The sequence below is a fragment of the Salmonella sp. 741265050_HSA genome (genome assembly GCF_046569445.1).
GTDB classification, from domain to species: domain Bacteria; phylum Pseudomonadota; class Gammaproteobacteria; order Enterobacterales; family Enterobacteriaceae; genus Salmonella; species Salmonella enterica.
In genome coordinates, this window is the sequence record NZ_JBKFSV010000006.1 from 102,139 (window position 1) to 128,625 (window position 26,487).

General features: G+C 51.8%; 26 protein-coding genes, 1 tRNA gene and 1 pseudogene. 12 read left to right on the forward strand and 16 right to left on the reverse strand.

Features of this window, described 5'->3' with window-relative positions; all coding sequences use genetic code 11:
- Nucleotides 1-22 precede the first annotated feature (22 nt).
- The 5 genes from osmY to ACLD4F_RS13335 form a co-directional block, all read right to left on the reverse strand.
- Entirely contained in the window at nucleotides 23-640 is a 618-nt protein-coding gene (gene osmY, locus ACLD4F_RS13315; protein ID WP_000178963.1) for a molecular chaperone OsmY, read from the reverse strand.
- Nucleotides 641-1,041: 401 nt separating this feature from the next.
- Entirely contained in the window at nucleotides 1,042-2,631 is a 1,590-nt protein-coding gene (prfC, locus tag ACLD4F_RS13320) for a peptide chain release factor 3 (protein WP_000175965.1), read from the reverse strand.
- Between the two features lie 91 nt (nucleotides 2,632-2,722).
- Complete coding sequence (yjjG, locus tag ACLD4F_RS13325) at nucleotides 2,723-3,400, reverse strand: pyrimidine 5'-nucleotidase (protein WP_000870686.1); 678 nt, start codon at nucleotides 3,398-3,400, stop codon at nucleotides 2,723-2,725.
- A gap of 21 nt (nucleotides 3,401-3,421) precedes the next feature.
- Nucleotides 3,422-3,868 (reverse strand): ribosomal protein S18-alanine N-acetyltransferase, encoded by a 447-nt coding sequence (gene rimI, locus ACLD4F_RS13330; protein ID WP_001092434.1) that lies wholly within the window; start codon nucleotides 3,866-3,868, stop codon nucleotides 3,422-3,424.
- A complete protein-coding gene (locus ACLD4F_RS13335) occupies nucleotides 3,813-4,250 on the reverse strand; it encodes a DNA polymerase III subunit psi (RefSeq protein WP_000203996.1) in 438 nt (145 codons plus the stop codon). The genes rimI and ACLD4F_RS13335 overlap by 56 nt, the downstream gene beginning before the upstream one ends.
- A gap of 102 nt (nucleotides 4,251-4,352) precedes the next feature.
- On the opposite strand from ACLD4F_RS13335, the gene rsmC reads away from it, so the two are divergent.
- Both rsmC and ACLD4F_RS13345 read left to right on the forward strand, forming a co-directional pair.
- A complete protein-coding gene (gene rsmC / locus ACLD4F_RS13340) occupies nucleotides 4,353-5,381 on the forward strand; it encodes a 16S rRNA (guanine(1207)-N(2))-methyltransferase RsmC (protein WP_001272293.1) in 1,029 nt (342 codons plus the stop codon).
- 190 nt (nucleotides 5,382-5,571) lie between these two features.
- Nucleotides 5,572-5,658, forward strand: a tRNA-Leu gene (locus tag ACLD4F_RS13345).
- Between the two features lie 31 nt (nucleotides 5,659-5,689).
- Here the strand turns inward: ACLD4F_RS13345 and ACLD4F_RS13350 are convergent.
- Nucleotides 5,690-5,926 (reverse strand): DUF1435 domain-containing protein, encoded by a 237-nt coding sequence (locus ACLD4F_RS13350; protein WP_000941878.1) that lies wholly within the window; start codon nucleotides 5,924-5,926, stop codon nucleotides 5,690-5,692.
- Nucleotides 5,927-6,176: 250 nt separating this feature from the next.
- Between ACLD4F_RS13350 and ACLD4F_RS13355 the strand changes: the two genes are divergently transcribed.
- The 3 genes from ACLD4F_RS13355 to ACLD4F_RS13365 all read left to right on the forward strand — a co-directional run bounded on the left by ACLD4F_RS13355 (nucleotide 6,177) and on the right by ACLD4F_RS13365 (nucleotide 8,759).
- Entirely contained in the window at nucleotides 6,177-7,241 is a 1,065-nt protein-coding gene (locus ACLD4F_RS13355; protein ID WP_023218115.1) for a GGDEF domain-containing protein, read from the forward strand.
- Nucleotides 7,242-7,361: 120 nt separating this feature from the next.
- On the forward strand, nucleotides 7,362-8,150 hold the full coding sequence (gene fhuF, locus ACLD4F_RS13360; protein WP_108638916.1) for a siderophore-iron reductase FhuF: 789 nt from the start codon (nucleotides 7,362-7,364) through the stop codon (nucleotides 8,148-8,150).
- Nucleotides 8,151-8,300: 150 nt separating this feature from the next.
- The gene (locus ACLD4F_RS13365) at nucleotides 8,301-8,759 is read left to right on the forward strand and encodes a YbaK/EbsC family protein (protein WP_000058276.1); all 459 of its coding nucleotides are present in this window, start codon (nucleotides 8,301-8,303) and stop codon (nucleotides 8,757-8,759) included.
- Nucleotides 8,760-8,809: 50 nt separating this feature from the next.
- Here the strand turns inward: ACLD4F_RS13365 and bglJ are convergent, their stop codons facing one another.
- Nucleotides 8,810-9,484 (reverse strand): DNA-binding transcriptional activator BglJ, encoded by a 675-nt coding sequence (bglJ, locus tag ACLD4F_RS13370; protein WP_000431546.1) that lies wholly within the window; start codon nucleotides 9,482-9,484, stop codon nucleotides 8,810-8,812.
- Nucleotides 9,445-10,170: a helix-turn-helix transcriptional regulator gene (locus tag ACLD4F_RS13375; protein ID WP_076936325.1), complete on the reverse strand. Its 726-nt coding sequence runs from the start codon at nucleotides 10,168-10,170 to the stop codon at nucleotides 9,445-9,447. The genes bglJ and ACLD4F_RS13375 overlap by 40 nt, the downstream gene beginning before the upstream one ends.
- 711 nt (nucleotides 10,171-10,881) lie before the next feature.
- On the opposite strand from ACLD4F_RS13375, the gene ACLD4F_RS13380 reads away from it, so the two are divergent.
- From ACLD4F_RS13380 to opgB, 6 genes are all read left to right on the forward strand, one after another.
- Nucleotides 10,882-11,658 carry a threonine/serine exporter ThrE family protein gene (locus ACLD4F_RS13380; RefSeq protein ID WP_001674846.1) on the forward strand — a complete coding sequence of 259 codons (777 nt, stop codon included), beginning with the start codon at nucleotides 10,882-10,884 and terminating at the stop codon, nucleotides 11,656-11,658.
- Nucleotides 11,649-12,122 (forward strand): threonine/serine exporter, encoded by a 474-nt coding sequence (locus ACLD4F_RS13385; RefSeq protein WP_000511329.1) that lies wholly within the window; start codon nucleotides 11,649-11,651, stop codon nucleotides 12,120-12,122. Before ACLD4F_RS13380 ends, ACLD4F_RS13385 begins: the two co-directional genes overlap by 10 nt.
- 92 nt (nucleotides 12,123-12,214) lie before the next feature.
- Nucleotides 12,215-12,754 (forward strand): primosomal protein DnaT, encoded by a 540-nt coding sequence (gene dnaT / locus ACLD4F_RS13390; RefSeq protein WP_000098573.1) that lies wholly within the window; start codon nucleotides 12,215-12,217, stop codon nucleotides 12,752-12,754.
- Between the two features lie 2 nt (nucleotides 12,755-12,756).
- Nucleotides 12,757-13,494 carry a DNA replication protein DnaC gene (gene dnaC, locus ACLD4F_RS13395; RefSeq protein ID WP_000799924.1) on the forward strand — a complete coding sequence of 246 codons (738 nt, stop codon included), beginning with the start codon at nucleotides 12,757-12,759 and terminating at the stop codon, nucleotides 13,492-13,494.
- A gap of 57 nt (nucleotides 13,495-13,551) precedes the next feature.
- Nucleotides 13,552-14,043 (forward strand): DUF2501 domain-containing protein, encoded by a 492-nt coding sequence (locus ACLD4F_RS13400; protein WP_024797791.1) that lies wholly within the window; start codon nucleotides 13,552-13,554, stop codon nucleotides 14,041-14,043.
- Between the two features lie 282 nt (nucleotides 14,044-14,325).
- On the forward strand, nucleotides 14,326-16,617 hold the full coding sequence (opgB, locus tag ACLD4F_RS13405) for a phosphatidylglycerol--membrane-oligosaccharide glycerophosphotransferase (protein WP_411010883.1): 2,292 nt from the start codon (nucleotides 14,326-14,328) through the stop codon (nucleotides 16,615-16,617).
- Nucleotides 16,618-16,750: 133 nt separating this feature from the next.
- Here opgB and ACLD4F_RS13410 read toward each other — a convergent pair whose 3' ends face one another.
- The 7 genes from ACLD4F_RS13410 to ACLD4F_RS13440 form a co-directional block, all read right to left on the reverse strand.
- Nucleotides 16,751-17,761 carry an SIS domain-containing protein gene (locus ACLD4F_RS13410; protein WP_411010884.1) on the reverse strand — a complete coding sequence of 337 codons (1,011 nt, stop codon included), beginning with the start codon at nucleotides 17,759-17,761 and terminating at the stop codon, nucleotides 16,751-16,753.
- A gap of 17 nt (nucleotides 17,762-17,778) precedes the next feature.
- Nucleotides 17,779-18,840 (reverse strand): SIS domain-containing protein, encoded by a 1,062-nt coding sequence (locus tag ACLD4F_RS13415; RefSeq protein ID WP_000075417.1) that lies wholly within the window; start codon nucleotides 18,838-18,840, stop codon nucleotides 17,779-17,781.
- Between the two features lie 12 nt (nucleotides 18,841-18,852).
- Nucleotides 18,853-19,701 carry a PTS system mannose/fructose/sorbose family transporter subunit IID gene (locus tag ACLD4F_RS13420; protein WP_000178065.1) on the reverse strand — a complete coding sequence of 283 codons (849 nt, stop codon included), beginning with the start codon at nucleotides 19,699-19,701 and terminating at the stop codon, nucleotides 18,853-18,855.
- The gene (locus ACLD4F_RS13425) at nucleotides 19,679-20,458 is read right to left on the reverse strand and encodes a PTS mannose/fructose/sorbose/N-acetylgalactosamine transporter subunit IIC (RefSeq protein ID WP_000228866.1); all 780 of its coding nucleotides are present in this window, start codon (nucleotides 20,456-20,458) and stop codon (nucleotides 19,679-19,681) included. The genes ACLD4F_RS13420 and ACLD4F_RS13425 overlap by 23 nt, the downstream gene beginning before the upstream one ends.
- A 25-nt stretch (nucleotides 20,459-20,483) precedes the next feature.
- Nucleotides 20,484-20,945 carry a PTS sugar transporter subunit IIB gene (locus tag ACLD4F_RS13430; protein ID WP_000634729.1) on the reverse strand — a complete coding sequence of 154 codons (462 nt, stop codon included), beginning with the start codon at nucleotides 20,943-20,945 and terminating at the stop codon, nucleotides 20,484-20,486.
- A 14-nt stretch (nucleotides 20,946-20,959) separates the two neighbouring features.
- Entirely contained in the window at nucleotides 20,960-21,382 is a 423-nt protein-coding gene (locus tag ACLD4F_RS13435) for a PTS sugar transporter subunit IIA (RefSeq protein ID WP_000820693.1), read from the reverse strand.
- Nucleotides 21,383-21,483: 101 nt separating this feature from the next.
- Complete coding sequence (locus tag ACLD4F_RS13440; protein WP_411010885.1) at nucleotides 21,484-24,249, reverse strand: sigma 54-interacting transcriptional regulator; 2,766 nt, start codon at nucleotides 24,247-24,249, stop codon at nucleotides 21,484-21,486.
- A 136-nt stretch (nucleotides 24,250-24,385) separates the two neighbouring features.
- Between ACLD4F_RS13440 and ACLD4F_RS13445 the strand changes: the two are divergent.
- A pseudogene (locus ACLD4F_RS13445) lies at nucleotides 24,386-24,460 on the forward strand (GNAT family N-acetyltransferase); the annotation flags it as partial.
- A 111-nt stretch (nucleotides 24,461-24,571) separates the two neighbouring features.
- On the opposite strand, the gene tsr reads toward ACLD4F_RS13445, so the two are convergent.
- A complete protein-coding gene (gene tsr, locus ACLD4F_RS13450; RefSeq protein WP_000919512.1) occupies nucleotides 24,572-26,233 on the reverse strand; it encodes a methyl-accepting chemotaxis protein in 1,662 nt (553 codons plus the stop codon).
- Between the last annotated feature and the right edge of the window lie 254 nt (nucleotides 26,234-26,487).

Sequence of the window (26,487 nt, forward strand, 5' to 3'; positions counted from 1 at the left end):
CGGGAGGACGAATTACGACGAATTACTGAACTTTCAGATCGTTTTTAACACTTTTTACGCCATCAACGGCTTTCGCGATGCTTTCAGCGCGGTCGCTTTGTTCCTGAGTTTCAACAGTACCGGAGAGCTGTACGACGCCATCGGTCGTTTCCACTTTTACTTTACGGGAAGGGACGAGATCGTCCGCCAGCAACTTGGCTTTGACTTCACTGGTCGTGGCCGTATCGCCGGCATAACCTTTCACGGAACCTTCTTTATTGTCGCGAACGTGAAGTTTGTCGCTAACGGAGGTCACGCCTTCTACGCCTTTCGCCACTTTCACGGCGGCTTCAGCCTGCGCCTGGCTTTCTACAAAGCCGCTCAGGGTGACGACTTTCTGATTGGTTTCGACAGAAATATCGGTGCTTTTAATATTGTCATGGTCTACCAGCGCAGCTTTGACTTTCGCAGTGATAGCGCTGTCATCCATGAAGTTACCGACTTTATTCATAGAGCTATCGACTTTTTGCCCTGCGGTTTCGGTTCCGCTTTGCGCCTTGTCCGTTGTTGCGTTTTCTGCAAAGGCAGAACCTGTCGCAACAGCAGAGGTCAACATTACGGCCAGCAGAGTTTTAGAAATCTTCAGTCTTGTCATAGTCATCGATTTTGTCCTGTATAGTTTGCTCGTAATTTGAGCTCAGGCAACACGAGGTTGCATTGCTGAATGCGGTGAAACTCACCGGTTTCTGAAGTCAATGACTGGCATCACATTCGTGAATTTGTAACGACGCGTCGCCTGCCACCCTTCCGTTTCAGTTATTAATATCGTGACTGAAACAAATCTCAGCTTTAAGCTCTCATATTCACGCATTGAACAGGCATTAAAGCCGACATTTATGTCATCACTTTGTTAAATATAGATCACAATTTTAAAATCGCTTGTCGGTGCGTATAAAAAACAGGCAGATCGGAGAAAAAACGCGGGATTTAAGAACATTCCGTAAGCGGTTAAAAAGGCAGGGAAAGTACGAAGGCGCGACGGATGCCGCGCCCGGAAAGGGATCAGTGTTCGCGCGTTTTACGGAACTGAACGTCAGGGTAACGTTCCTGGGTCAGGTTCAGGTTAACCATCGTGGGGGCGATATAGGTGAGGTTGTCGCCGCCATCCAGCGCCAGCTGCGTTTCATTCTTACGCTTAAACTCTTCGAATTTCTTCGCATCGGCGCTTTCCACCCAGCGCGCCGTCGCCACGTTGACGGATTCATAAATCGCCTCAACGTTGTATTCGCTTTTCAGGCGCGCGACAACAACGTCAAACTGCAAAACACCCACGGCGCCGACAATCAGATCGTTGTTGGAGATGGGACGGAATACCTGAACCGCCCCCTCTTCAGAAAGCTGCACCAGCCCTTTCAGTAGCTGCTTCTGCTTGAGCGGATCTTTCAGGCGAATACGACGGAACAGTTCCGGCGCAAAGTTCGGGATACCGGTAAACTTCATCATCTCGCCCTGGGTGAAGGTATCGCCGATCTGAATGGTGCCGTGGTTATGCAGACCCAAAATATCGCCCGGGTACGCTTCTTCAACGTGCGAACGATCGCCCGCCATAAATGTTAACGCGTCGGAAATCACCACATCTTTGCCGGTACGGACCTGGCGTAGCTTCATGCCCTTCTCATACTTACCGGAAACCACGCGCATAAACGCCACGCGGTCGCGGTGTTTCGGGTCCATATTGGCCTGAATTTTAAAGACAAAACCGGTGAACTTCTCTTCTGAGGCTTCCACCGTGCGGGTATCGGTTTGACGCGGCATCGGCGCGGGCGCCCACGCCACTAAACCATCCAGCATATGGTCAACACCAAAGTTACCCAGCGCGGTACCGAAAAATACCGGGGTAATTTCCCCTGCCAGGAACAGCTCTTCATCAAACTCGTTAGACGCGCCCTGCACCAGTTCCAGCTCGTCGCGCAGTTGCTGCGCCAGGTCTTCACCGACGGCGGCGTCCAGATCCGGGTTATTCAGCCCTTTAACGATGCGCACTTCCTGAATGGTGTGGCCCTTACCGGTCTGATACAGATAAGTTTCATCTTTATAAAGGTGATAAACGCCCTTAAACAGCTTGCCGCAGCCAATCGGCCAGGTGATCGGCGCGCAGCCGATTTTCAGCTCATTTTCCACTTCATCCAGCAGCTCCATCGGGTCGCGGATGTCACGGTCGAGTTTGTTCATAAAGGTCAGGATCGGCGTATCGCGCAGACGGGTAACTTCCATCAGCTTACGAGTCCTGTCTTCAACGCCTTTTGCGGCGTCGATCACCATCAGACAGCAGTCCACCGCCGTCAGGGTACGGTAGGTATCTTCGGAGAAGTCTTCGTGCCCCGGAGTATCCAGCAGGTTCACCAGACAGTCGTGATACGGGAACTGCATCACCGAGGTGGTGATGGAGATACCACGCTGTTTTTCCATCTCCATCCAGTCAGATTTTGCATGTTGGCTGGAGCCACGGCCTTTTACCGTACCGGCGGTCTGAATCGCCTGTCCGAACAGCAACACTTTTTCGGTAATGGTGGTTTTACCGGCGTCCGGGTGAGAAATAATGGCAAAAGTGCGGCGTTTGGCCACCTCTTGCAAATAAGGAGACAACGTCATAGTCAAATCTTCTTGAGTAAGCGCGGCGTTTGACCACGCATGTTGAATACGAAAAATGCGGCTATTTTACCCATCAACCTGGGGGAGGCAATCAGTGTTTACACAGGAGCTGCTCCAGTTCGCTTAATGACGCCACAGTCCAGGTTGGATGAATACCCGCGGGCTGCTCGCGATGATGCGCGTTAAGCCAGCAGGTCGACAGTCCGGCGTTAATGCCGCCAAGAATATCGGACTCCGCGGTATCGCCAACCATTAATACGCGCGAGCGGTCAGGGTTCCCCGCCTGCTCCAGGGCGTAGTTAAAGATTTTCGGATCGGGCTTCGCGACGCCAACCTGCTCGGAAATCACCAGCAGATCGAAATACTCGCGCAGCCCGGTGCGCTCCAGACGAGTTTGTTGTAGCGCGGTAAAACCGTTAGTAATAATACCGATTTTAGCCTGCCCGCGAATCGCATTAAGTAGCGAAACCGCGCCCGGCAAAGGAGAGCAGATCTCCGCCATCGCACTAATAAAAGCGTCATTCAGCAGCCCCGGCGCAACGTTTAGCCGTTCAGCCCAACTTTGAAAGCGCGCGTGCTGCAATTGTAATGAGGTAATCGCGCCGTTCTGGTAATCCACCCATAGTGGCTTATTCACGGCCTGGTAATCCTGGAAATCCTCAGCGGTAAAGGTGACGCTATAGTCAAGGAACATCCGCTGTAAGCCGGTGAAAGAATCAAACGTAAACAGCGTTTCATCGGCATCAAAGAAAATCCAGTCCCACTTCATCATTACACCTTGCCTCTTTTATTACATGCTTATCGGTAACGCCATGATGATGGCGTCCTCATGCCCTTGTGCCGTGGGATAGTAATTGCGGCGAATCGTCGCCTCGTTAAACCCCAGACTTTCATACAGCGCGATGGCGGCAGCGTTAGAGGCGCGTACCTCCAGCCATAGCGTTACAACACCGCGCTTTTCCAGCTCATCAATCAGATGCTCAAGCAGCATACGCCCCAGTCCCCGACGCTGAAAATCCGGATCGACGGCAATATTGAATAGCGTCGCTTCGTCCAGCACCACCTGTGTAATGGCAAACGCGGCCATTCTGTCAGCAGCGGTCAGCTTAAGGTTGAGATACCGTTCGCCCTGGTTGCCGAAAAACGTTTTTTCGCTCCACGGAAACGCATGAGCGCGTTGCTCAATCTGCCAGGCTGCGGGGAGATCGGTCGTGCTGAGGATAGAAATCGTGTTCATGTTCGCAGATTTGTTGCCATAGTGCGGCGCGTGCCGCCGGGTTTGCCCGGAGTTCATTAAACGCCGGCGTCGTGACCTGAGCGCCTTCGAGTTGGAGCGGCGCGTCAGTTCCTAACCGCCAGCTATTACAACGGCTGCCCTGCGGCAGCATGGCGACGCGCTCAGGCGCCAGGGGTAAAACCTGATCGGGACTCACGGTCAACGCGCGTAAAATATCGCGCATTAGCGGCTCGTTCAGCGCGGGTAATTCCTCTGCAACCACGATCAGACGAACGTGCGCGGGAAGGGAAATCGCAATCTCGCCCTGTAGCGCGCCAGGACGTCGCAGCGCCCACTGCGTAATACCCAGTTGCTGTAACTGCCAGTCTCGTCGGGATGTCATAGCGAAACGCTCCTGTAATCAGGGGCGCAAATATAGCAAATCTGTCGAATCTCCGCCATCAAACTACTATAATCGCCGCCAGTCTGAATTAAGGAGCATTCCATGTCTGCTTTTACCCCGGCAAGTGAAGTCTTGCTGCGCCACAGTGATGATTTCGAACAAAGCCGTATTCTTTTTGCCGGAGATTTGCAGGATGACCTGCCCGCGCGCTTTGAATGCGCCGCCAGCCGCGCGTATACGCAACAGTTTCACCACTGGCAGGCGTTAAGCCGCCAGATGGGCGATAACGTCCGTTTTAGCCTGGTCGCGCAAGCCAGCGATGTCGCTGACTGCGATACGCTGATCTACTACTGGCCGAAAAATAAACCCGAAGCGCAGTTCCAGTTGATGAATATTTTGTCGCTGATGCCGGTGGGCAGCGATGTTTTTGTTGTGGGTGAGAACCGCAGTGGCGTACGCAGCGCCGAACCGATGCTGGCGGACTATGCGCCGCTGAACAAAGTAGATAGCGCGCGACGTTGCGGCCTTTACCATGGTCGTCTGGAAAAGCAGCCGCAGTTTAGTCTTGAATCCTGGTGGGCCGAGTACAACATCGACGGGCTGACCATCAAAACGTTGCCGGGCGTATTCAGCCGCGACGGACTGGATGTTGGTAGCCAACTGCTGCTGTCTACGCTGACGCCGCACACCAAAGGTAAAGTGCTGGATGTCGGCTGCGGCGCTGGCGTGCTTTCCGCCGCGCTGGCCAGCCATTCGCCGAAAGTGCGCCTGACGCTGTGTGACGTCAGCGCTCCGGCGGTGGAAGCCAGCCGCGCCACGCTTGCCGCTAATGGTCTTGAAGGCGAGGTATTCGCCAGCAACGTCTTTTCGGAAGTCAAAGGACGTTTTGACATGATCATCTCCAACCCGCCGTTCCACGACGGAATGCAAACCAGCCTCGATGCGGCGCAAACGCTCATTCGCGGCGCAGTGCGCCATCTGAACAGCGGCGGAGAGTTACGCATCGTGGCGAACGCCTTTCTGCCCTATCCTAAGATTCTGGATGAGACTTTTGGCTTCCATGAAGTCATCGCGCAAACCGGGCGCTTTAAGGTTTATCGTACCGTGATGACCCGTCAGGCGAAGAAATAGTTGGCCTGATAAGCGCAGCGCCATCTGGTTGCATGTGCCGGATGGCGACGCCAGGCGTCTTATCCAACCTACGTCTCGCGCCCATTTTTGCAGCAATCAATCTATCCCATGCAATTAACTATTGACGAATAGCTGAAAACCACTAGAATGCGCCTCCGTGGTAGTGATTCTTTTCAAGAATCGATGGTATGCGAAGGTGGCGGAATTGGTAGACGCGCTAGCTTCAGGTGTTAGTGTCCTTACGGACGTGGGGGTTCAAGTCCCCCCCCTCGCACCAATTATCTTATCCTTCCTTTGTCCCTTCATTTTCATCCCTGATTCCAGTTCATCATTGCCAACATCATGCCGCCAATAAGCGCTATACACGATGGCAGCAGTACAAAATGCCGTAATTGTTTGTGATACAACATCAGCGCAGACAGTAGCAATCCTGATACAATCAACAGCTTCAGCGCATAAGCTGACAGGCCGATAAACGCCAGTCCAACAATAATCACTCCAGGCAATAATACGCCCCATCCGCTGCCTAACGTTCGCTGCAACATGGTTTTACCTCTGGAATTGATAATGATAACCAATATCATATGATATATTTTCTCATTTGTCAGCCAGGGAGGAAGCTAAAGAGATGAGTTTTACTTAACGGTTGATGACACGTATTCAGTAAGGTGATAAATTGTCCGACTGTTAACGTAAAAACAACAACACCTCGCTTTAGGCGACCTTTTCTCATACGTTATTTTCATGTTGGCGCCCGATTCCGTGTATATCACCGATAAATAACGACAATTACCCATGACAACACCATCCTGGCGGTCGCTTCGTATTAAGAAGTATCAGTTTTCTTTACGTCTTTTCTTGTTTCTCAACGCCGTGTCGGCGCTATTTACTCTCGTTTTCCCCCTTTATCAGATCAATGTATTTTGCACGCCAATGATCGGGATAGTGGTCCTGAGCGTATTACTGTTGATATGGCATGGGAAATATGGACAAAAAAGAATTAATCTCCCCTTTATCTCCCTACTCTTTGGGGGAATATGGGCGGCGCATATTGCGCTAAAGTATCCGGCGTTAGGCCATTATGATTTCTCTTTTTTACTGATCTCCCTGCTTAGCGTTCTGTTTATCGGCTCGATAGCCTTTGCCGCGAATATCGTCGCGTTTACGCTCTATTCGCTACCGCCAGTCGCGGTCTGCCTGTGGCTGAACGGTAATGAACAAGGTTTGCGAATTGTCTATTTGCTGGCCCTGCCAATGGTGGGAATCGCTATTCAACATGTTATCCAGAAACGCTACGATAATTTTGCCCAACAGCTCATGTTTAAGCTGCTGGCCGAGCGGGAAACTCTCAATGGCCTGAGTATGCTTGATCCATTAACCGGCTTATATAACCGCCGTGGCCTGCAAAATCGGCTGGATACGTTACAGGCGCCGGGCAGCCATGAACACTACGTCCTGCTATTGGATATCGATCATTTCAAAGCGTACAACGATCACTACGGTCATATGATGGGCGATCAGGCGTTAATCCGCGTCTCAGCGGCAATTCGGGACGCCGTGCGATCGCGCGATGTCGTCTGCCGTTTTGGCGGGGAAGAATTTCTGGTGTTGCTGACCACCGCCGAACCACAGCAAGCCCGCGCTACCGCAGAACGTATCCGACAGGAAGTATACGATCTTAAAATCCCGCATATGTTTAACGAAAGCGTCGCCACCAATGTCACTGTCAGTATCGGCATTGCGCCCCTGACGGATCGCAATATCGGAGACGCTATCGAAAAAGCGGATAAAGCGCTCTACGAAGCCAAGCATCTTGGACGTAACCACATTCTGGTCAGCGACGACATGCGCGCCCTATGAATCCTGTTGGCGTAATCGTGCTACGCCAACAGCGTTAACCATAAACCGCTTGCCATCGTTTATCGCTATCGATAGGATTAGCAATCATTATCATTTAGATTAACATCATTAAACTGCGCTATGGCCTACCGTTCCGCACCGATTGCTGACGATATTATCTGGCGAGCCGCTCCCCAGCCGGAAGACGCCTCGCTGGCGGACGCAGTACGCGAGACGATCGCCTCTACCCGTGAGCACCTGTTGGACTTCATTCGGCTGGATGAAACGCCGCCGCCAACGGCGATGACTCTTGCCCAGTGGACGCGCCCCGCGACGTTTCGTTCATTGCTGGCCGCCTATTCCGATCACATCTATCGACACACGCCAGGCCTGCCACGTGAAAATAAGCCGTTACTCTCCCTGTGGGCGCAATGGTATATCGGGCTGATGGTGCCGCCGCTGATGCTGGCATTACTGACGCAAGCGCGCGCTATCAATGTCTCGGCAGAACATATTCACGTTGAATTTCATGAAACCGGGCGCGCCGCGTGTTTCTGGCTTGATGTGCATCAGGATAACCTGGCAACGGAGCGTTCCCCGGAAGAACGAATGGAAACGCTGATAGTCTCCGCACTACAGCCGGTCATTCAGGCGCTGGAGGCGACTGGCGACATCAACGCGAAACTTATCTGGAGCAATACCGGTTATTTAATCAACTGGTATCTGACTGAGATGAAACCGCTGCTTGGCGAAGCCCTGCTGGCAACGCTACGCCAGCGCTGTTTTTTTGAAAAGCAGCTATCCGACGGTCAGGATAACCCGCTGTGGCGGACCGTCGTAATGCGCGACGGTCTTCTGGTACGCAGAACCTGCTGCCAACGTTACCGCTTACCTGACGTACAGCAGTGCGGCGACTGCACGCTAAAGTAAACCGCTTTACGTTGCCTTCAGTTATCGTCACGGCTTACTGCTGCTGGCCTGTCACATTATTATATTTACAGCGGCGCTCTCCGTATGCCAAATTACGTTTTGCCATTTTTGGGTCTACCGTGGCTATTGGTAAGGTCTCAGGAGAGAAGAATGAGTCTGCAATCTGTACGGCAATTTCTGGCCGATCATGCTCCCGATATTGAAATTATCGAATTAAATCAAAGTACAGCGACTGTCGAACTGGCAGCCAAAGCGCACAACGTAGAGCCAGGGCAGATAGCTAAGACGCTCTCGCTTAAAGTAAAAGACACCATTATCCTGGTGGTCGCGAAAGGCGATGCCCGCCTGGATAATAAGAAGCTTAAAACCACTTTCGGCGCAAAAGCCCGTATGTTGAGCAGCGATGAAGTGGTCAATGCAACCGGACATCCTGTCGGAGGCGTATGTCCCTTCGGGCTGGAGCACCCGCTGCCCGTTTATTGCGACATCTCTCTGAAGGGGTATAACGAAGTCTTGCCTGCCGCAGGCGCCACGCACAGCGCGGTACGCATCACGCCGGAAAGAATGGCTGAACTGACATCGGCGACCTGGGTAGACGTGTGCCAATAACGTGCCTGACACCCGGATTCCCCGAACAAGCACGGCGCATCCGGCACGGGCTATACCCGATGCTGGAGCGCGGTAGCATCTCCGGCGCGCAGATATAACAGAATATCCGCCGCATCGAGTAACCCGGCATCAGAACTCACGCCCAGCTTGGACATCACATTAAACTTATGCGCCCGGATAGTCTTAATGTTACGTTCTAACTGGACGGCAATTTGCGGCATTGAGTAGCCGTTCGACATAAAACGCAGAATCTCCCGCTCGGTTGGACTAAGCATACAATTCTGGTGAAGTTCCCAAAGATTGTCTGTACGCTCCGTTGTCCGCCGGGCGCTATTAAGCGATGTAAATAAGGCATCCTGTAAAACATCCAACGGAGACGCTTTGCTGATGACTCCATCCAGCGGCAGCGGGGATAGCGCGCTGATTAAGCGGGCTTCAGCATCATCATCGGCAATCACCAGACGTCGCATATGGGGATAATTTATCGCCAGTTCCGTCAGGCTGGATAATCCTGTCCGGCGTTCAGTTCTTAACGCAGAAAGAGAAAAAATAACGGCAGAAAACGGCGTCTTTAGCGCAGCCTTATAAAACGCGGATGGTTTTGAAAAAATATGAAGCGTATGTCGGCAATCCGGCATTGCATCAAATAGCCCTTTAATACCAATGGTGCTCATCACGCATTTTTCTACGAGCGCAACATTTCTCTTGCTGATTCTGTTTTCCATTCCATGGTTTCTCCATATACCGAAGGTAGGTTCAATTCTCTGGCTCCCTGAGAACTGTTTATCCATGCATACATCTCTGCATTACTGTGTATTGATAAGCGTCGCATGGCGCTATTTTTTTGGGCGCTAATTGTTTTATTACTTTTTTTAAGTAACGCCGCAATTTGGTTAATGCCCCACCCTTTTCCTAAAAGGCGTAATACTTTTCGTTCAGACAGCGTAAGGACAATCGGCCTGTCGCGGGACTCCTGAATTTCAGACGGCACCTGAGGCGATAATAACGTTTTGCTTATTCTTTCTGAGCGAGCGTTTCCCGCACGGATAACGCTAATAAGATTCTCAATTGGCTCTTCGTCTGAAAGCAAGGTGCTGACGGGGCCCATCAGGAGATCAACCGCATGTGGATAGCTGGATTTAGGAACCAGAAATACCCAATGTATGTCGCGATATTGCGAGAGTAAGCTATAAAAATATTCGCAGATAGCACGGGGAGAGGCATTGTTAACTGCTAAATCAGCAATAACTAAATTACTTCGGCGTAGTTGTAACAGCGTTAGCTCTTCTATCGTACGGCAATACGCCAGTTTATAATCGGGGAAATTACCTGTTATAGCCCCTTTAAGGCCTTCCTGTATAAGGGGGGTTTTACTGATAATAAGTCCATTTTTGCAGCATCCTGGCAGCATAATTCCTCCGCACCCACGCCGCCCCTTTTCATTGTCCCATTAATAAAAATACTATTAACAATGAGCGCAAAGAAATATAAGCCGAGTGGATTAATTATCCTTGTTTTATTTTTAAAAATATAACATTGATTGCGCTACAATCCACATAGCACAAAAACATGAAATCACTATCGCATAGTTACTCATAAAACCAGAAGCAAGACAATTAAATTAACTAAATTTGCACATTAGTAATTCTAACGAAACTCATCATATTAATAAATTTAAAATATGAGTTCATCCTTCATTCATATTGCTGAATCCTAAATTAAAAGCCCAACAATACTGACTGCCTCCCATAAAATTCATGTAATATCTGCAAATTACACTATGTCATGCCTACTTTTACGCCTGCTGCTCACGCCATTGTTGTAAAACGATTAATGCATATCGTTGATAAAATTCACCACATCATTGATTCAAAAATGAACGGCCAGGCAGGCATAATGTCTCTACTCTGGAAACGGACATACGAGAACCGTCGCCCATAAGGATATCCTGCCTGTGACAAAGCGCACGTCTCAGGAAAATTATGCGTTGCGCCTGGCGGTTGACGTTTTTATCAACAAGAAATTGATCTTAACCAACGCCACCATGCCTGCGCTTCGTGTTAAAAAGAAAGCCTCTGTCATAGTGGCGGCGCATAGAATGTCTTTTCGGACAGGACGAGTCATGCAAGAAGAGCAATCAATTCAACGAGCAGTAACACGGTTATGTATTCAATGCGGGCTGTTTTTATTGCAGCACGGGGCGGAAAGCGCACTGGTTGATGAGCTTTCCACCCGCCTCGGTTTGGCGCTCGGTATGGATAGCGTCGAAAGCGCGATCTCCTCTAACGCCATTGTCCTGACGACCATTAAAGACGGACAATGTCTGACATCGACACGTAAAAACCAGGATCGCGGCATTAATATGCACGTCGTCACGGAGGTTCAGCATATCGTTATCCTCGCGGAACATCGTCTGCTGGATTACAAAGGCGTGGAAAAACGCTTTAGCCAGCTCCGCCCGCTGCGTTATCCGCGCTGGCTGGTGGCGTTTATGGTCGGTCTCTCCTGCTCCTGCTTTTGTAAGCTGAATAATGGCGGCTGGGATGGCGCGGTTATCACCTTTTTCGCCAGTATGATAGCCATGTATATTCGCCAGATGCTGGCGCAGCGGCATTTACATCCGCAGATCAATTTTTGCATTACCGCCTTTGTCGCTACCACGATTTCCGGACTGATGCTCACCCTTCCCGCCTTTAGCCAGACGCCCACTATCGCCATGGCGGCGAGCGTACTGCTACTGGTGCCGGGCTTTCCGCTGATTAATTCCGTCGCAGATATGTTTAAAGGACATATTAATACCGGGCTGGCGCGCTGGGCTATCGCCAGCCTGTTGACACTGGCCACCTGTGTGGGCGTAGTGATGTCAATGACAGTATGGGGGCTACGAGGATGGGTATAATCGACTTTTTACTGGCGCTAATGCAGGACATGATCTTGTCTGCGATCCCCGCCGTCGGGTTTGCGATGGTCTTTAATGTTCCCCACCGGGCGCTTCCGTGGTGTGCGCTACTGGGGGCGCTGGGTCATGGCTCGCGTATGCTGATGATGAGCGCTGGCTTTAATATCGAATGGTCGACGTTTATGGCTTCGCTGCTGGTCGGCAGTATTGGTATTCAGTGGTCACGCTGGTATCTCGCTCACCCTAAAGTGTTTACCGTCGCGGCCGTGATCCCGATGTTTCCGGGGATTTCCGCCTATACCGCGATGATTTCCGCAGTAAAAATTAGCCATCTGGGCTATAGCGAACCGATGATGATTACGCTGCTAACTAATTTTCTGAAAGCCTCTTCCATCGTTGGCGCGCTCTCAATTGGCCTCTCTGTACCGGGATTATGGCTGTACCGCAAACGCCCCCGCGTGTGATCGGTGGAACACCGCCTGCTGTTCTTACAGGTCTGTGTGGTACTATAAAAACAGTCGCCCTTCTCGGTTGTTGTTCCATATTGAGAAACATTATGTCTTCCAGAATTTTAACGTCGGACGTCATCGGTATTGACGCCCTTTTACACGATCATCATGCTGTGCTGGCGAAGTCAACGGGCGGCGCGGTAGCGGTATTCGCTAATAATGCGCCTGCGTTTTATGCCGTGACGCCTGCACGCATGGCTGAACTGCTGGCGCTTGAAGAAAAGTTATCACGTCCGGGAAGCGATGTGGCGTTAGACGCGCAATTTTACGAAGAACCCGAAGCCGCCCCCGTGGCGATTCCCTGCGGAAAATTCGCCATGTATCCCGCCTGGCAACCGGATGCGGATTTTCAGCGTCAGGCAGCCCTTTGGGGCGTGGCGCTTCGGGAGCCGGTCACCGCAGAAGAGCTGGCGGCGTTTATCGCCTACTGGCAGGCGGAAGGCAAGGTTTTTCACCATATCCAGTGGCAGCAAAAGCTGGCGCGCAGCGTGCAAATCAGCCGTTCCAGCAATGGCGGAATGCCGCAGCGCGACATCAATAGCGTCAGCGAACCTGACAATCATATTCCACCAGGTTTTAGGGGGTAACGATGAAAAATGTTGGCGACCTGATGCAGCGTCTACAAAAAATGATGCCTGCGCATATTACACCGGCGTTTAAAACGGGCGAAGAACTGCTGGCGTGGCAGAAAGAGCAAGGCGAGATCCGGGCGGCGGCGCTGGCGCGGGAAAATCGGGCGATGAAAATGCAGCGCACCTTTAACCGTTCCGGCATTCGACCGCTGCATCAAAACTGTTCGTTTGATAACTATCGGGTTGAGTGCGACGGACAAATGAACGCGTTAAGCAAAGCCCGACAGTACGTGGATGAATTTGACGGCAATATCGCCAGCTTTGTCTTTTCCGGCAAGCCGGGAACCGGTAAAAACCATCTCGCCGCGGCTATTTGTAACGAGCTGCTGCTGCGCGGAAAGTCGGTACTGATTATCACCGTAGCGGATATTATGTCAGCGATGAAAGACACGTTCAGCAATCGGGAAACCAGCGAAGAGCAGTTGCTTAACGATCTGAGTAACGTTGATCTGTTGGTGATCGACGAGATCGGCGTGCAGACCGAATCCCGCTATGAAAAAGTGATCATCAATCAAATTGTCGATCGTCGTTCCTCGTCAAAACGTCCCACCGGCATGTTGACGAACAGCAATATGGAAGAGATGACGAAAATGCTTGGCGAACGCGTCATGGACCGTATGCGTCTCGGCAACAGTTTATGGGTTAATTTTACCTGGGACAGTTACCGCAGCCGGGTGACAGGTAAAGAGTATTAAATTGCAACGTGCTCCAGGGCGAGACTACGCCTGGCAGGCATAACACAGGTGATTACCATGAATACAGCGAAACATGTTCTGTGCTGCGCGGCGGTCGCCTGCGTACTGTTTTCCACCAGCGGTATCGCCGCCTCCTGGCAGGATTCGCTTTCCAGCGCCGCCAGTCAGTTAAGCGCTCAGGGCGCGAACTCACAGCAGGGCGGGATGTCGCTTTCGGCGCTAACCGGTCTGCTCAGCAACGGCGCCCAGTCGCTCAGCGCCGATAATATGAATAATGCCGCCGGTATTTTGCAGTACTGCGCCAAACAGAAGCTGGCGTCCGCTACCAACGTGGAAAACGTTAAAAATCAGATTCTGAACAAGTTGGGGTTGGATACTACACAGCAGGAGCAGGACACTAACTACCTGAACGGCCTGCAAGGGTTGCTCAAGACGAAGGACGGCCAGCAGTTGAACCTCAATAATATCGGCAGTACGCCGCTGGCGGAAAAGGTGAAAACCAAAGCTTGCGATCTGGTGTTGCAGCAAGGGCTGAATTTCCTTTCCTGACTGCGTTTTTCTGACCGTGCGCCACGCTGGGACGTCCTGATAAAAGCCGTGTTTTGGCCCTTTACCCGCCAGCACGGCATTAACCCGACTTTTCCTTTCGTCTTTTCCTGTTATTAACCGCTATGTCAGGAAGTGATGCCGATCAAAAAAACAACTTTCTAAACTCATTCTAAATAATAGCGCCGTGTAAAGTCATTAGAATTGCAGCAATGTGACATCGCTATTACATTGTTAGAAATTTTTTCCTGCCAGCGATAAGCCTGGTTTATTGAGGATCGTCAGTTGTCCGAGTTGCTCTCTGTCGCTCTGTTTCTCGCCTCTGTGCTGATATATGCCTGGAAGGCGGGCCGTAACACCTGGTGGTTTGCCGCCACTCTCACGGTGCTGGGACTTTTTGTCATTCTGAATATTACCCTGTATGCCAGCGACTATTTTACCGGCGACGGGATCAACGACGCAGTGCTTTATACGCTGACGAATAGTCTGACGGGAGCGGGAGTCGGCAAATATATTCTGCCGGGAATCGGCATTGCCCTGGCGTTAGTGACGGTATTCGGCGCGCTGGGATGGGTACTACGCCGCCGCCGTCACCATCCGCATCATGTCGGTTACAGCCTGCTGGCGTTACTGCTGGCGTTGGGTTCGGTCGACGCCAGTCCGGCGTTTCGCCAGATTACCGAACTGGTAAAATCACAAATGCGCGATGGCGATCCGGATTTTGCCGTTTATTATAAAGAACCAGCAAAAACCATTCCTAATCCGAAGCTCAATCTGGTCTATATCTACGGCGAGAGCCTGGAACGGACCTATTTTGATAATGACGCGTTCCCCAATCTCACACCAGAGTTGGGCGCGCTGAAAAATGAGGGGCTGGATTTCAGCCATACCATGCAACTGCCGGGAACGGATTACACCATCGCCGGGATGGTGGCTTCCCAGTGTGGTATTCCGCTGTTTGCGCCGTTTGAGGGCAATGCCTCAGCGTCGGTGTCCAGCTTCTTTCCGCAGAATATCTGCCTCGGCGATATTCTGAAAAACTCCGGCTACCAGAACTATTTCGTGCAGGGCGCTAACCTGCGTTTTGCCGGGAAAGACGTGTTCCTGAAATCACACGGATTTGATCATCTGTACGGCGCTGAAGAGCTGAAAACGGTGGTGGCAGACCCGTCTTATCGTAACGACTGGGGCTTCTACGACGATACGGTGCTTGATGAGGCATGGAAGAAATTTGAAGCGCTTTCCCGCTCAGGCCAGCGTTTTTCGCTGTTTACGCTGACCGTAGATACTCACCACCCGGACGGGTTTATCTCACGCACCTGCAACCGCAAACGCTACGATTACGACGGCAAGCCCAACCAGTCCTTTAGCGCCGTAAGTTGCAGCCAGGAAAACATCGCCGAGTTTATAAACAAAATCAAAGCGTCACCGTGGTTTAAAGATACCGTTATCGTCGTCTCTTCCGACCATCTGGCGATGAACAATACCGCCTGGAAATACCTGAATAAGCAAGATCGCAACAATCTGTTTTTCATTCTGCGCGGCGATAAACCGCAGCAGGAGACGCTGGCGGTCAAACGCAACACGATGGACAACGGCGCAACGGTGCTGGATATTCTCGGCGGCGATAATTTTATCGGTCTGGGACGTAGCAGCCTTTCCGGGCAGTCGCTGTCGGAAGTGTTCCTGAATGTAAAAGAGAAAGTGCTGGCGATGAAGCCGGATATTATTCGCCTGTGGAATTTTCCGAAAGAGATAAAAGCGTTCACTATCGATCGGGACAAAAACATGATCGCGTTTTCCGGCAGCCACTTCCGCCTGCCGTTACTACTGCGCGTATCGGATAAGCGTGTTGAACCGTTACCGGAAAGTGAATACTCCGCTCCGCTGCGGTTCCAGTTGGCCGACTTCGCCCCGCGCGATAATTTCGTTTGGATCGATCGCTGCTACAAAATGGCGCAGCTATGGGCACCGGCGCTGGCGCTCTCCACCGACTGGTGCGTCTCGCAGGGGCAGCTTGGCGGGCAGCAAACCGTACAGCATGTCGATAAAGCGCAGTGGCAGGGTAAGACTGCGTTTAAAGACACGATGATCGATATGGAGCGCTACAAAGGCAACGTCGATACCTTAAAGATTGTCGATAATGATATTCGTTATAAAGCCGATAGCTTTATCTTTAATGTCGCGGGCGCGCCGGAGGAGGTGAAGCAGTTTAGCGGCATTTCCCGGCCGGAGTCCTGGGGGCGCTGGTCAAATGCGCAGTTGGGCGATGAGGTTAAAATCGAATATAAAGCGCCGCTGCCGAAAAAGTTTGATCTGGTGATCACCGCCAAAGCCTTCGGCGACAACGCGAATCGGCCAATTCCGGTACGCGTAGGCAACGAAGAACAGACGCTGGTGCTGGGTCACGATATGTCCACTATCACGCTGCATTTCAACAACCCGACGGACGCGAATACCTTAGTCATTGCGCCGCCCGCTCCCGTCGCCACCAACGAAGGTAATATTTTGGGCCATTCGCCGCGCAAATTGGGGATTGGCATGGTGGAGATCAAAGTGGTGAATGTTGAGAGTTAAAAGAGAAGGTCATATATGCCGGGTGGCGGCTGCGCCTTACCCGGCCTACACATCATCTTTATCAATAAACTGGCGCACAGGCCTGATAAGCGAAGCGCCATCAGGCACTGTATATGCTACACGCCCCTTTCTGTTAATAATCGAACTGACGGTAGTAACGACGAATATCCAGACTGTGGCCGGTATATTTCTCAAAGTGCGCCGCCAGTCGGTCAACTAACAATGTCGAAACAACACACGGCGCCATGATCCAGCGGAACTCATCATCAATACCGTCCAGCGCATACGCTTTCGGATCAATCACCACCAGGTTATCGGTAATCTGACTGGCGAAGCGCTCAACGCGTTCATCCAGCGCGCGGCATTTCCCTTCCCCTTTCACCAGAATGAGCGGCACCTCTTTTTCCAGCAGCTCCAGAGCGCCGTGGAAAAATTCCGCAGAGCTGACGGGGCGCGTGCGCTTCCACTGCATCTCTTCCAGGATACACATGGAGAACAGATAGACCTCGCCCCACATCTCCGCGCCGCCGACCCACATCATATAATCGCTGTTATGATAACGGCTGGCGATAGCATCAGCCTGCGGATCAAATTTTTGTTTCGCTTTCAGCAGATTCGCCGGCAGAATTTCCAGTTGGCTGGCGAAGCGATCGTAACTGGCGAATTCGTTATTGCGCGACAGCACGCGGAAAAACAGCCAGTACAGCAGCATATATTCATATTCCACGCCATTTTTGTGACGCATCGGAATATGCCATGTCGCCGCCTGCGCCAGCGGAGAGTCCGCATTTTTGGTAATGGCGACTACGCGTATTCCCTGCACTTTACACCACTCGGCGATCGCCACCGATTCTTTGGTATCACCGGATTTAGACAGCGTAACAACCACAGAGTCTTTATTCAGCCGCTTATTTCCTTTATGAATTAATTCTGCCGCCTGCTCAACATAAACCGGCAACGTTGTTAATTCTTTGGCAAATTCATTAATTGCCATCATTGGCGCCAGTGAACCGCCAACAGAGGCGAAAAATAAAGAACTGAACCCGGCCTGATAAATCTCGTCAGCAACCTGTTCTGCCTTCTGGCGCGCAGCGATGATCTCACGAGCACTCGTCAGGTACTCGCCCTGATTAAAACCCAACATATTTTTCTCCTGATTGTTCAGATTTTACTTTTTAAAACGCGATCGAAATCGTCAAAAATGCGTACCGAAAGGTCGATGCCTTTCAGTGAGGCGATATGAAACGCCATGAGTTGTACCGGTACAATCAACAGTAATGGCGAGAAATGGTGATCAACCGCTACATCCAGCGCAAGCGTCTGGTCATCCTGCGCCGCCTTCGCCAGCGTGAGAGTAAAGGTTTTGGCGACCGCAGGCGTCATATACTCCCGTAGCGCCCTGGAGCGCGCGTCGGGCCGGTCCTCAAAGAAGAACATCACGTGTTCCGCATTGGCTTCCAGATACGGGCCGTGCATATAGGCTTCCAGCTCAAACCCGCTTGAGGGAACACGCACCGTCTCGGTAAATTTAGTTTCCAACTCTTTTGCCACCCCAACCAGCGCGCCGTAGCCTATCGCCACAAAACGCGTCCCGTTTCGTAAAACGGACTGGTGCTGGTGAATAAACGCTTCCGTACGCACGATAACCAACGGCAGGGTTGCCGCGATGCGTTGAAGCTGCGCCACATACTCCTCGACCTGCGATTCCGTCAGCCGCTGCTGCTGACGGGCAATTAACAACGCGATAAGCAACAGATTCAGTACCGTCGCGCTAAATCCACGGGTAACAAAGCCGACGGACTCAATCCCGGTCAGAATATCCAGTGGATAATCGCTGGCCTTGCCAAAAGGGCTTTGCGGATCGGCGGTCAGAGCGAATACCGGACGTCCCTGCGCCTGAACTTTACGCATCGCCTCCAGGGTAGAAGCGCTTTTCCCGCTCTGGGAAATAGCAATAACCATATCGGCTTGCGGATCGCTATTCTCATAATGACTAAAGGTGTACGGCTCTTTAATATCGATAGAGATACCGCAGCGCTCAAAGAAATAACGGGCGCAAAAGGCGGCATTCAATGACGATCCGGTGGCTAATATCAGGATTCGTCGTAACGTTTTTTGGCTGGCGAACCGCGATACTTCTTCCAGCGACTGGCGATGGCGGAGAATAATATTCGCCAGGACGTCAGACTCTTCGTTAATATAGGTCAGCATGGTTGGTGACATTGTGTATCCCTCTTAAAATAACCCTATCCAGGAACCGAAAATTCCCACCAGCGCAATACCGCCAATGATGGTTAACGGTTTCACTTTTTTCCCTAACAGCCAGTACACAATGGCGAAGCTAATTAACGGCAGCAGACAAGGCATGATGTCGTTAATAATGTCCTGGACATGGGTTTTCGCCTCTCCCGTACCAAACGTAATGGGAATGGTGATATCAATCATGGAGGCCGTCATCGCGCCAACCACCATCAGACCGATAATCGACGCGCCATAGGTTAGGCTTTCCATCATTCCGCTTTGCTGAATACGTTGCAGTACGCCGGTTCCCAGCACATAGCCCCAGCGGGTAAAGAACCATCGGGCCAGAATATGCGGTACGTTAAACACCAGCAGAAATAAAATCGGCCCCAGAATATTGCCTTTCAGCGCCAGACTGGTACCGATGCCAGTGGCGATAAGACGCAATGTTCCCCAGAAAAAAGAGTCGCCAATACCCGCCAGCGGCCCCATTAACGACGCTTTGACGTTATCGATAGAACTGGCGTCCATCTCTTTCTGCTGGCTATTTTTCTCCTCCATCGCTACGGTAATTCCGAGGATCAACGTCACAATGTGCGGCGTGGTATTAAAGAAAGCCAGATGGCGTTTTAGCGCTTCGGCAAGATCTTCTTTTCGGCTATACAGTTTCTTTAATACCGGAATGAGCGTATAGACGAACGCCAGGTTCATTTGTCGTTCATAGTTCCAGGAAAACTCCATCTGGAATGACCGCCAGAAAACGCGGCGTAAATCACGCGCGGTGACCAGACCAGTGGTTTCCGCCTGCTGGCGGTCTTTATCAGAAATCATCTTCATCGTCATGAGACGCTCCTTGCGCAGGTGCCGGTTGCGAGGCCGCAAATTTCGGCATATTGACCATCACGACGGCGACGATCGCGCCAAGAATCGCAATACCCGTCACCGGAATTTTTAAATACGCCATTAAGACGAAACCGAGGAAAAAATAGGGGGCGACCTTTTTATTAATTAATAAGCGCGCCAGCATGGCAAAACCCAGCGCGGGAATAATACCGGTGGCAACGCTTAATCCATGTTTAATAAATTCTGGAATGGCATCCAGAAAACCTTTAACCATATTCACGCCCGCTAAATAAGAGACCGTGACGATAATCCCCAACGTCAGCGACAGCCCAATGCCGGAGATTAAATGCATACGCTCAATGCCCCGGGTATCCCCTACCTCAGCGTAAGCATCGGCTTTATGACAGAGCAACGGAATAAACATTCCGTTATAGATATTTTTCACAATTAACGCCAGTGTCGCGATAGGCAAACCTAATAACAGCGCGGTTTCCGCCCCGGCGCCGGAATTAATCGCAAAGGCCACACCTAAAATACCGCCAGTGACCACATCCGGCGGCAGCGACGCGCCCACCGAAAAGGAACCGATAAACGCCAACTCCAGCGTCGCGCCCATCACAATTCCGGTTTCCATGTCGCCCAGCACCAGTCCGGTTAACAGTCCGGTCACGATAGGTCTGGAAATCAGCGACGTCCCTAATGCATATTCAGACTGGGCGATAAACGCCACCAGTCCAAGTAAAAGCGCCTCTACCATAATATGTCCTCAGGAGGGTATCCGCTCAGGCAAAAAGTTGTTTACGATCGTTAGGCACCAGCCGAATTTCTATCTCTACTCCGCCAGCCGCCAGCTCCCGAAGTTGAGTCATTTCATCCGCTAACAGATTGATGGCTTTAGCAATATTCTGGCTCCCTTCACGTACCTTCGTGCCGCCTAAATTAATACTTTTAATGTCGGGTAATTCGCGCGCCAGCCGGTACGCATCCGCCACGGATTCAACAACAATAAAAAGTTTATATTTATCGGTAACGCCGCTTTTTATCGCTTCAATTGAATCGGCAATATTTTTAATAACCAGCTTCACCGCGGGCGGCTTCGCCATTTTAATGGTGGTTTTACGCAGGTCATCATTAGGTACGCTGTCGTTGGCAATTAAAATACAGTCGGCGCCAACGTACTGCGTCCAGGAAAAGGCGACCTGTCCATGTAATAAACGATGATCCACCCGTAAAAAAACAATCATGACGCTTCCTCCCCTTAAAAATCTTTATCGCTTTGCATGGCGCTGGTGATAGTTTGATTGCAGTACTGAATATTTTCTTTTGAATCCGCTAACGCCGTCATTATGGTATGCGTGGTATTGCCATCGTTTTCCGACATAAAGAGATCGATAACCAGCGGCAGGTTAATCCCTGCCAGCAGATGAAAATTTTCCCGTGATAAATAACGGACAAATTCATTATTCACGCTGCCGGCAAAAATATCGGTCAGCGCAATAATTTCATCTTCCGGCGGGATCCGGGCAATTAGCGTATCTACCTGCTGGCTTAAATCCACGCTCTCTTCAACGTAAGCGCACAGCGTCCAGACATTTGACCGTTTGCCTAAAATCAGCTCCACGGAGTTTAAAACCCCGCTGGCCAGCGTGCCGTGGCTGGCGAAAATATAATGTCTCTTCATCCTGACCTCTAAAACACATTCCACTGTGATAAAAGAGAGCAAGCGGCGTGCCAGAAAAAGTGGCGCGCCGAAAAAAGATGCGGGTTAACAGAGAGGAATCGTTAAAACTGTTGATCTTGCTCGATAAGTTCTGTTTCGAAGGTCAGAATATTATGGATATAGCCAAGCTCGGCGGTGGGGATTTTGACACTGTAGTTACTCTCAATGACACTAAACGCTTCCCGTAGCCGATTCAGTTCCTGTTCCGGACACTGTTGTCCACTATAAGCAGTAATGCCCGCATGGCGGATCAGACGCTCAATCAGGCAACTAATATGCACATAGAGCGCCACCTTTCTTTCATTCGAGACGGTAACGCCCGCCAGATGCTCATAGCGCAGCAGAAACTGCTCAACGTGGTTGATGACTTTGCTGGTGTCGAGGATGGTGACGGATTCGATCACTCGTCGGAGCGAGAAGTTTTTCAGCAGCAGGTTATTGATCTCCGCCACCTGCTCCGGCGTGGTCAGCGAACCAAACAGCCGCATCAGATAGTGATTCCCCTCGCCGGAGATCAGCGAGTCGAGCGAAATCCACGGCACGCTGGCGATGTGCGGATCCAGCGTGCCGACTATCGCCAGTACGTCGTAGCGCATAAATACCGGCTCCTGGGTTTTATTGCTCGCCAGCATCGCATAATCGCAGGCGACGACGTCAATCTCCAGCGCCTGCGGAATACTGGCGCTCAGTAATGCGCAAAGATTAGTCGCCACACCGATACCGGTCGCGCAGGTGGTCAGTATGGCGCGCGGTTTGTTGCTTTTCGGCCAGTAGAGCTGATACTCGACCGGCACATCCCGGGCGATATCGCGGGCGATCTCTTCAATAAAATGCCCCTGTAAAATACGCTCCCCGACATACAGGGCCATGCTGGTCGATACGTTGTTGATAATCGTCACCGGCGTGGAAAGCGCGCGATCAAAATGACGATGAATGGCCTTGAGCGATCCCATATCCACCAGAATCATCAGGCCAGAGGCGAGCGGGTGCCCTTCCAGATAGCGCATCACCTGCTGCGCTATCGCCTCCGGCGTGACGTCCAACGGCATATCGAACGATTCAAAAATCGTATTTTTCAGTAACCGGTTGGCGACGTTGGCGATACTGCTGGCGGTGGCATAGCCGTGCGCCAGAATCACCGCATGCGTCACCTGTTTTTGGTTGTTAGCCCCCTGTTTATGCAGCCAAAGCGCCAGCAGCAGCATATCAATGCGTCTCGGCTCCAGATCCAGCTTCTGGCCCAGCGTCTCCAGAATTTGTAAACAGAAGCTGTACAGCAGCGGATATTTCTGGGCGAGGAAGGCGTCCAGTTGGCGGATCTGCTCGCTGTTGAGACGAGAAGGCGCCAGTGCGGTACGATGGATTAAATAGTGGCTAAGCGCGTAAATACAGTTGCCGTTAAGCTGCATATTGAAACGCTTCTCCAGACGATAAAACTCTTCCCGCACCTGGCTTGTAATTAACAGCAACCGCTGGGAGTGCACATTATCGTCGCCGGTAAAAATCAGACGATCGAAGAGAACTTCAATTTCATCGCCCATTCTTTTTTGTACCGTCTCCCACCCCTCTTTCCCGCTACGTACCAGCTCGTACAGCGCCAGCACATGACACTGCGTATCATGGATCATGCCCTGCATCTCGTCGCGGGCGCGCAGCAGCCAGGTCAGGTTCGTGTCGGGCGAGATGCTCACCGGCGTGTCGTCCGCCAGCGATTCATTTAGTGACGGCAATGCCGACAGCATGGCATCCGGCAGATCGTGCAGCGACACGGTAACGGTTTCCTGCCCAGGCTTTTTCGCCCATGCCGTCGCCACCGCATACTTCACCACATTTTTCAGTTCGCCGACGTTGCCGCGATAAACATACTGATTGAGGATCTGCAACAAACGCGGTTTGAGGATAAGCGTGGCCGAGAGTTTTTTCGCCTCCGTCCAGAAAAACAGTAAGATCAGCGCCTCTTTTTCCTGGCGGCTGCGGTGCTGGAGATCCGGCAGGTTGACCTGAATCGGGATGCGCCGCAAAAATGTCGTCAGAAAGGTACTGTGTATCTCTTCGGTCGTCGCAAATACCAAACGTACCGAAACCGGATGCCCCTGCGCGGTGTCGCCTACCCGATAAATTTCACCACGATCGAGCCAGGTAAAGAGCTTCTCCTGCCCTTCGGCGCTCAGCCGGTGGACTTCATCCAGAAATAACATGCCGCCGTCAGCCGCCTCGAACGCGCCCGGTCTGTCGCTCTGCGCGCCGGTAAACGCGCCCTTCACATAGCCAAAAAGATTCGCCGCCAGCAGTTCGGGATTGCTCGCATACTGGGCGCAATTAAAACTGATAAATGGCGCATCCGGCGACAGAAGCGCCTGGGCGATGGCATATTCGTGCATGAGCTGCGCCAGATAACTTTTCCCGGTGCCGCTTTCGCCGGTCATCAGTAGCGGCAGTCCGCCGTCGGGATAAAAAAGCGCGGTTTTCAGTTGCTCAATCGGGCGCTTCAGGCTTTCGTTATGGCCAATCAACAGGGAAAAGTGATCGTCCGGCGCGCACTCCTGTTCCCCGTGCGCTAACAGCTCCGCGACGCTGGCGTATTCATTACGCGAAAGGGTAAAAAACTGTTGGCTAAATGCCTGCTTATGCAGGAAATAGACGGGACGGGTATTGATTTTGCAGAGCACGCCCTGCGCCACCAGTTGGTTCAGATAATGGCTGGCGGTATTGCGCTGCATATTAAAACGCTTCGCCAGATAGCGCGCGGTAAACACCTCACTGACATTTTCCGGATCAAAAAAATCCGTTTGGTTCATCAGGAAAGCAAGCAGGGCATCTTTGCGCATCGTATCCTCTCACGATTATCACATCAGCAATTATGATGCCGCGAAACAAGGCTCTCCTGTCGTGCAATCTCTTGCTTTATTCATTTTTTGTGGATCACCGCACACCTTCACTCAACGTTGGATTAGCGCGCGATATCAGAAAAGAGAGGAGGAAGCGGCGCACGGCCTGGCGTATAAATCACGCTGCGCCATGCGCCTGATGCTGGTTTAAAATCGGCCTGCGCGGACTGCCAGGCCTGATAAGCGAAGCGCCATCAGGCAAAAGTGTGAACATCTCATCCGGCCTACGATCATCTGTAGGCCGACTGTTCACCATACGCCCTTAAAACGTTTCCCAATTATCGCTGCCGTCGGCCACAGCGGCCTTTGGTGACGACACGGCTGCCGGGGTTTTTACCGCTGCCACATCACGCGCACGCTGCTGTTGCTGTTGAATACGGAACACCGCGACGGCCTGGGTCAGACGGCTGGCTTGCTCTTCCAGCGCCGCAGCCGCAGCGGCGGACTCTTCCACCAGCGAGGCGTTCTGCTGCGTTACGCGATCCATCTCCGCTACCGCCAGGCCCACCTGGTCGATACCACGGCTTTGCTCGTCAGACGCCGAGGCAATCTCGCCCATGATATCGGTTACGCGGGTAACTGCATTGACGATCTCATCCATGGTTTCACCGGCGCTTTCGACCAGCGTCGACCCCACATCAACACGGCTCACGGAATCCTCAATCAGACTCTTGATCTCCCGTGCCGCCTGCGCGCTACGCTGGGCCAGATTACGGACTTCACCGGCTACCACCGCGAACCCGCGTCCCTGCTCGCCTGCGCGCGCCGCTTCTACCGCCGCATTCAGCGCCAGAATATTGGTCTGGAAAGCAATACCGTCGATTACGCTGATAATATCGGCGATTTTCTGCGAACTGGAGGCGATATCGCGCATTGTTTGTACGACGTTATCCACCACTTTGCCGCCTTTTTGCGCTGTTTCAGAGGCGCTCAATGCCAGGTGACTGGCCTGACGGGCGTTTTCGGCGTTCTGTTTCACGGTCGCGGTCAGTTGTTCCATACTGGCGGCGGTCTCTTCCAGAGACGCTGCCTGCTGCTCAGTACGGGAAGAGAGATCGTTGTTGCCCATCGCAATCTCGCTGGCGCCGCTATAGATCGCATTCGCGCCGTTACGTACATCGCCAACGGTACGCATCAGTTCACTTTGCATATGACGCAGGTTTTCAGCCAACTGCCCCATTTCGTTAGAGCCTTCCACATCAATACGTTTCACCAGATCGCCGCTGGCGATATGACGAATACTTTCAATCAGACGATTCATCGGGGCGATAAGCGACAGTTTGATGCCGAACCAGACGGCGATAATGACCACCAGAACGGCAATCAGCACACTGACCAGTACCCACATCGCCTGGTTGTAGGAACTGTTGTTATCCTCAACAGCAATATCGTACAGACGATCGTTTTGCTGCATATAGGCCATGTACTGCTTCTCAAAAGCGTCCTGATAGCTTTGAGTCGGTTGATCAAAAAACTCGTTAATCTTACCCGCGCCAAGAAGCTGAATAAGCTCCGCCAACGCGCCGTGGTAGATATCATAGGTTCGTTTGATCTCAAGGAAAGCCGCTTCACTCTGACGTGGATCGCGCGGTAACGCCTCATACTGCGCCCAGTTTTTTTCGGTGAGCTTCAGCGTATTGGTCGCCCCCTGCATCAGTTCAGCGACAGTTGCGCCGCTGCCAATATTGCTCTGGTCCATCATCCAGCGGATACCCGCGCGATTCAGGGTATTACGCGTTTGCAACAGCTCCACCCAGGTTGCATTCAGGGCAGACTGCTGCTGACGAATGGTTTGCAATACGGTGAAGTTTTCTTTGTCATTCTTCAGCGAGTTGAAGAACAGCCCGCCGGATGTCAGTTGTAAAAGGCCAAATAGCGCCAATACCAGCAGTAAGCTGGTAACAATTTTAATTCGCTTTAACATGTTTTCTCTTTCCGCTAGACAGATACAGAATTTTCGGCCTGGAAAGGGAAAACTTTATGGGATGCGCGCCATTAATATCACGATTAGCTCAGTTAAGTCGTTATGACGCCCCGCGTAACGAGGATCGTCCCATTTTATATCGTGATCTCAATCACATAAAATAGCCCACGCCCTCCTCTGCGAAACCGCTTACCGGTACGTCCGACCGCTTAAACCGCCATACAACCACTCACTGATTTACCTAACTTTACGCG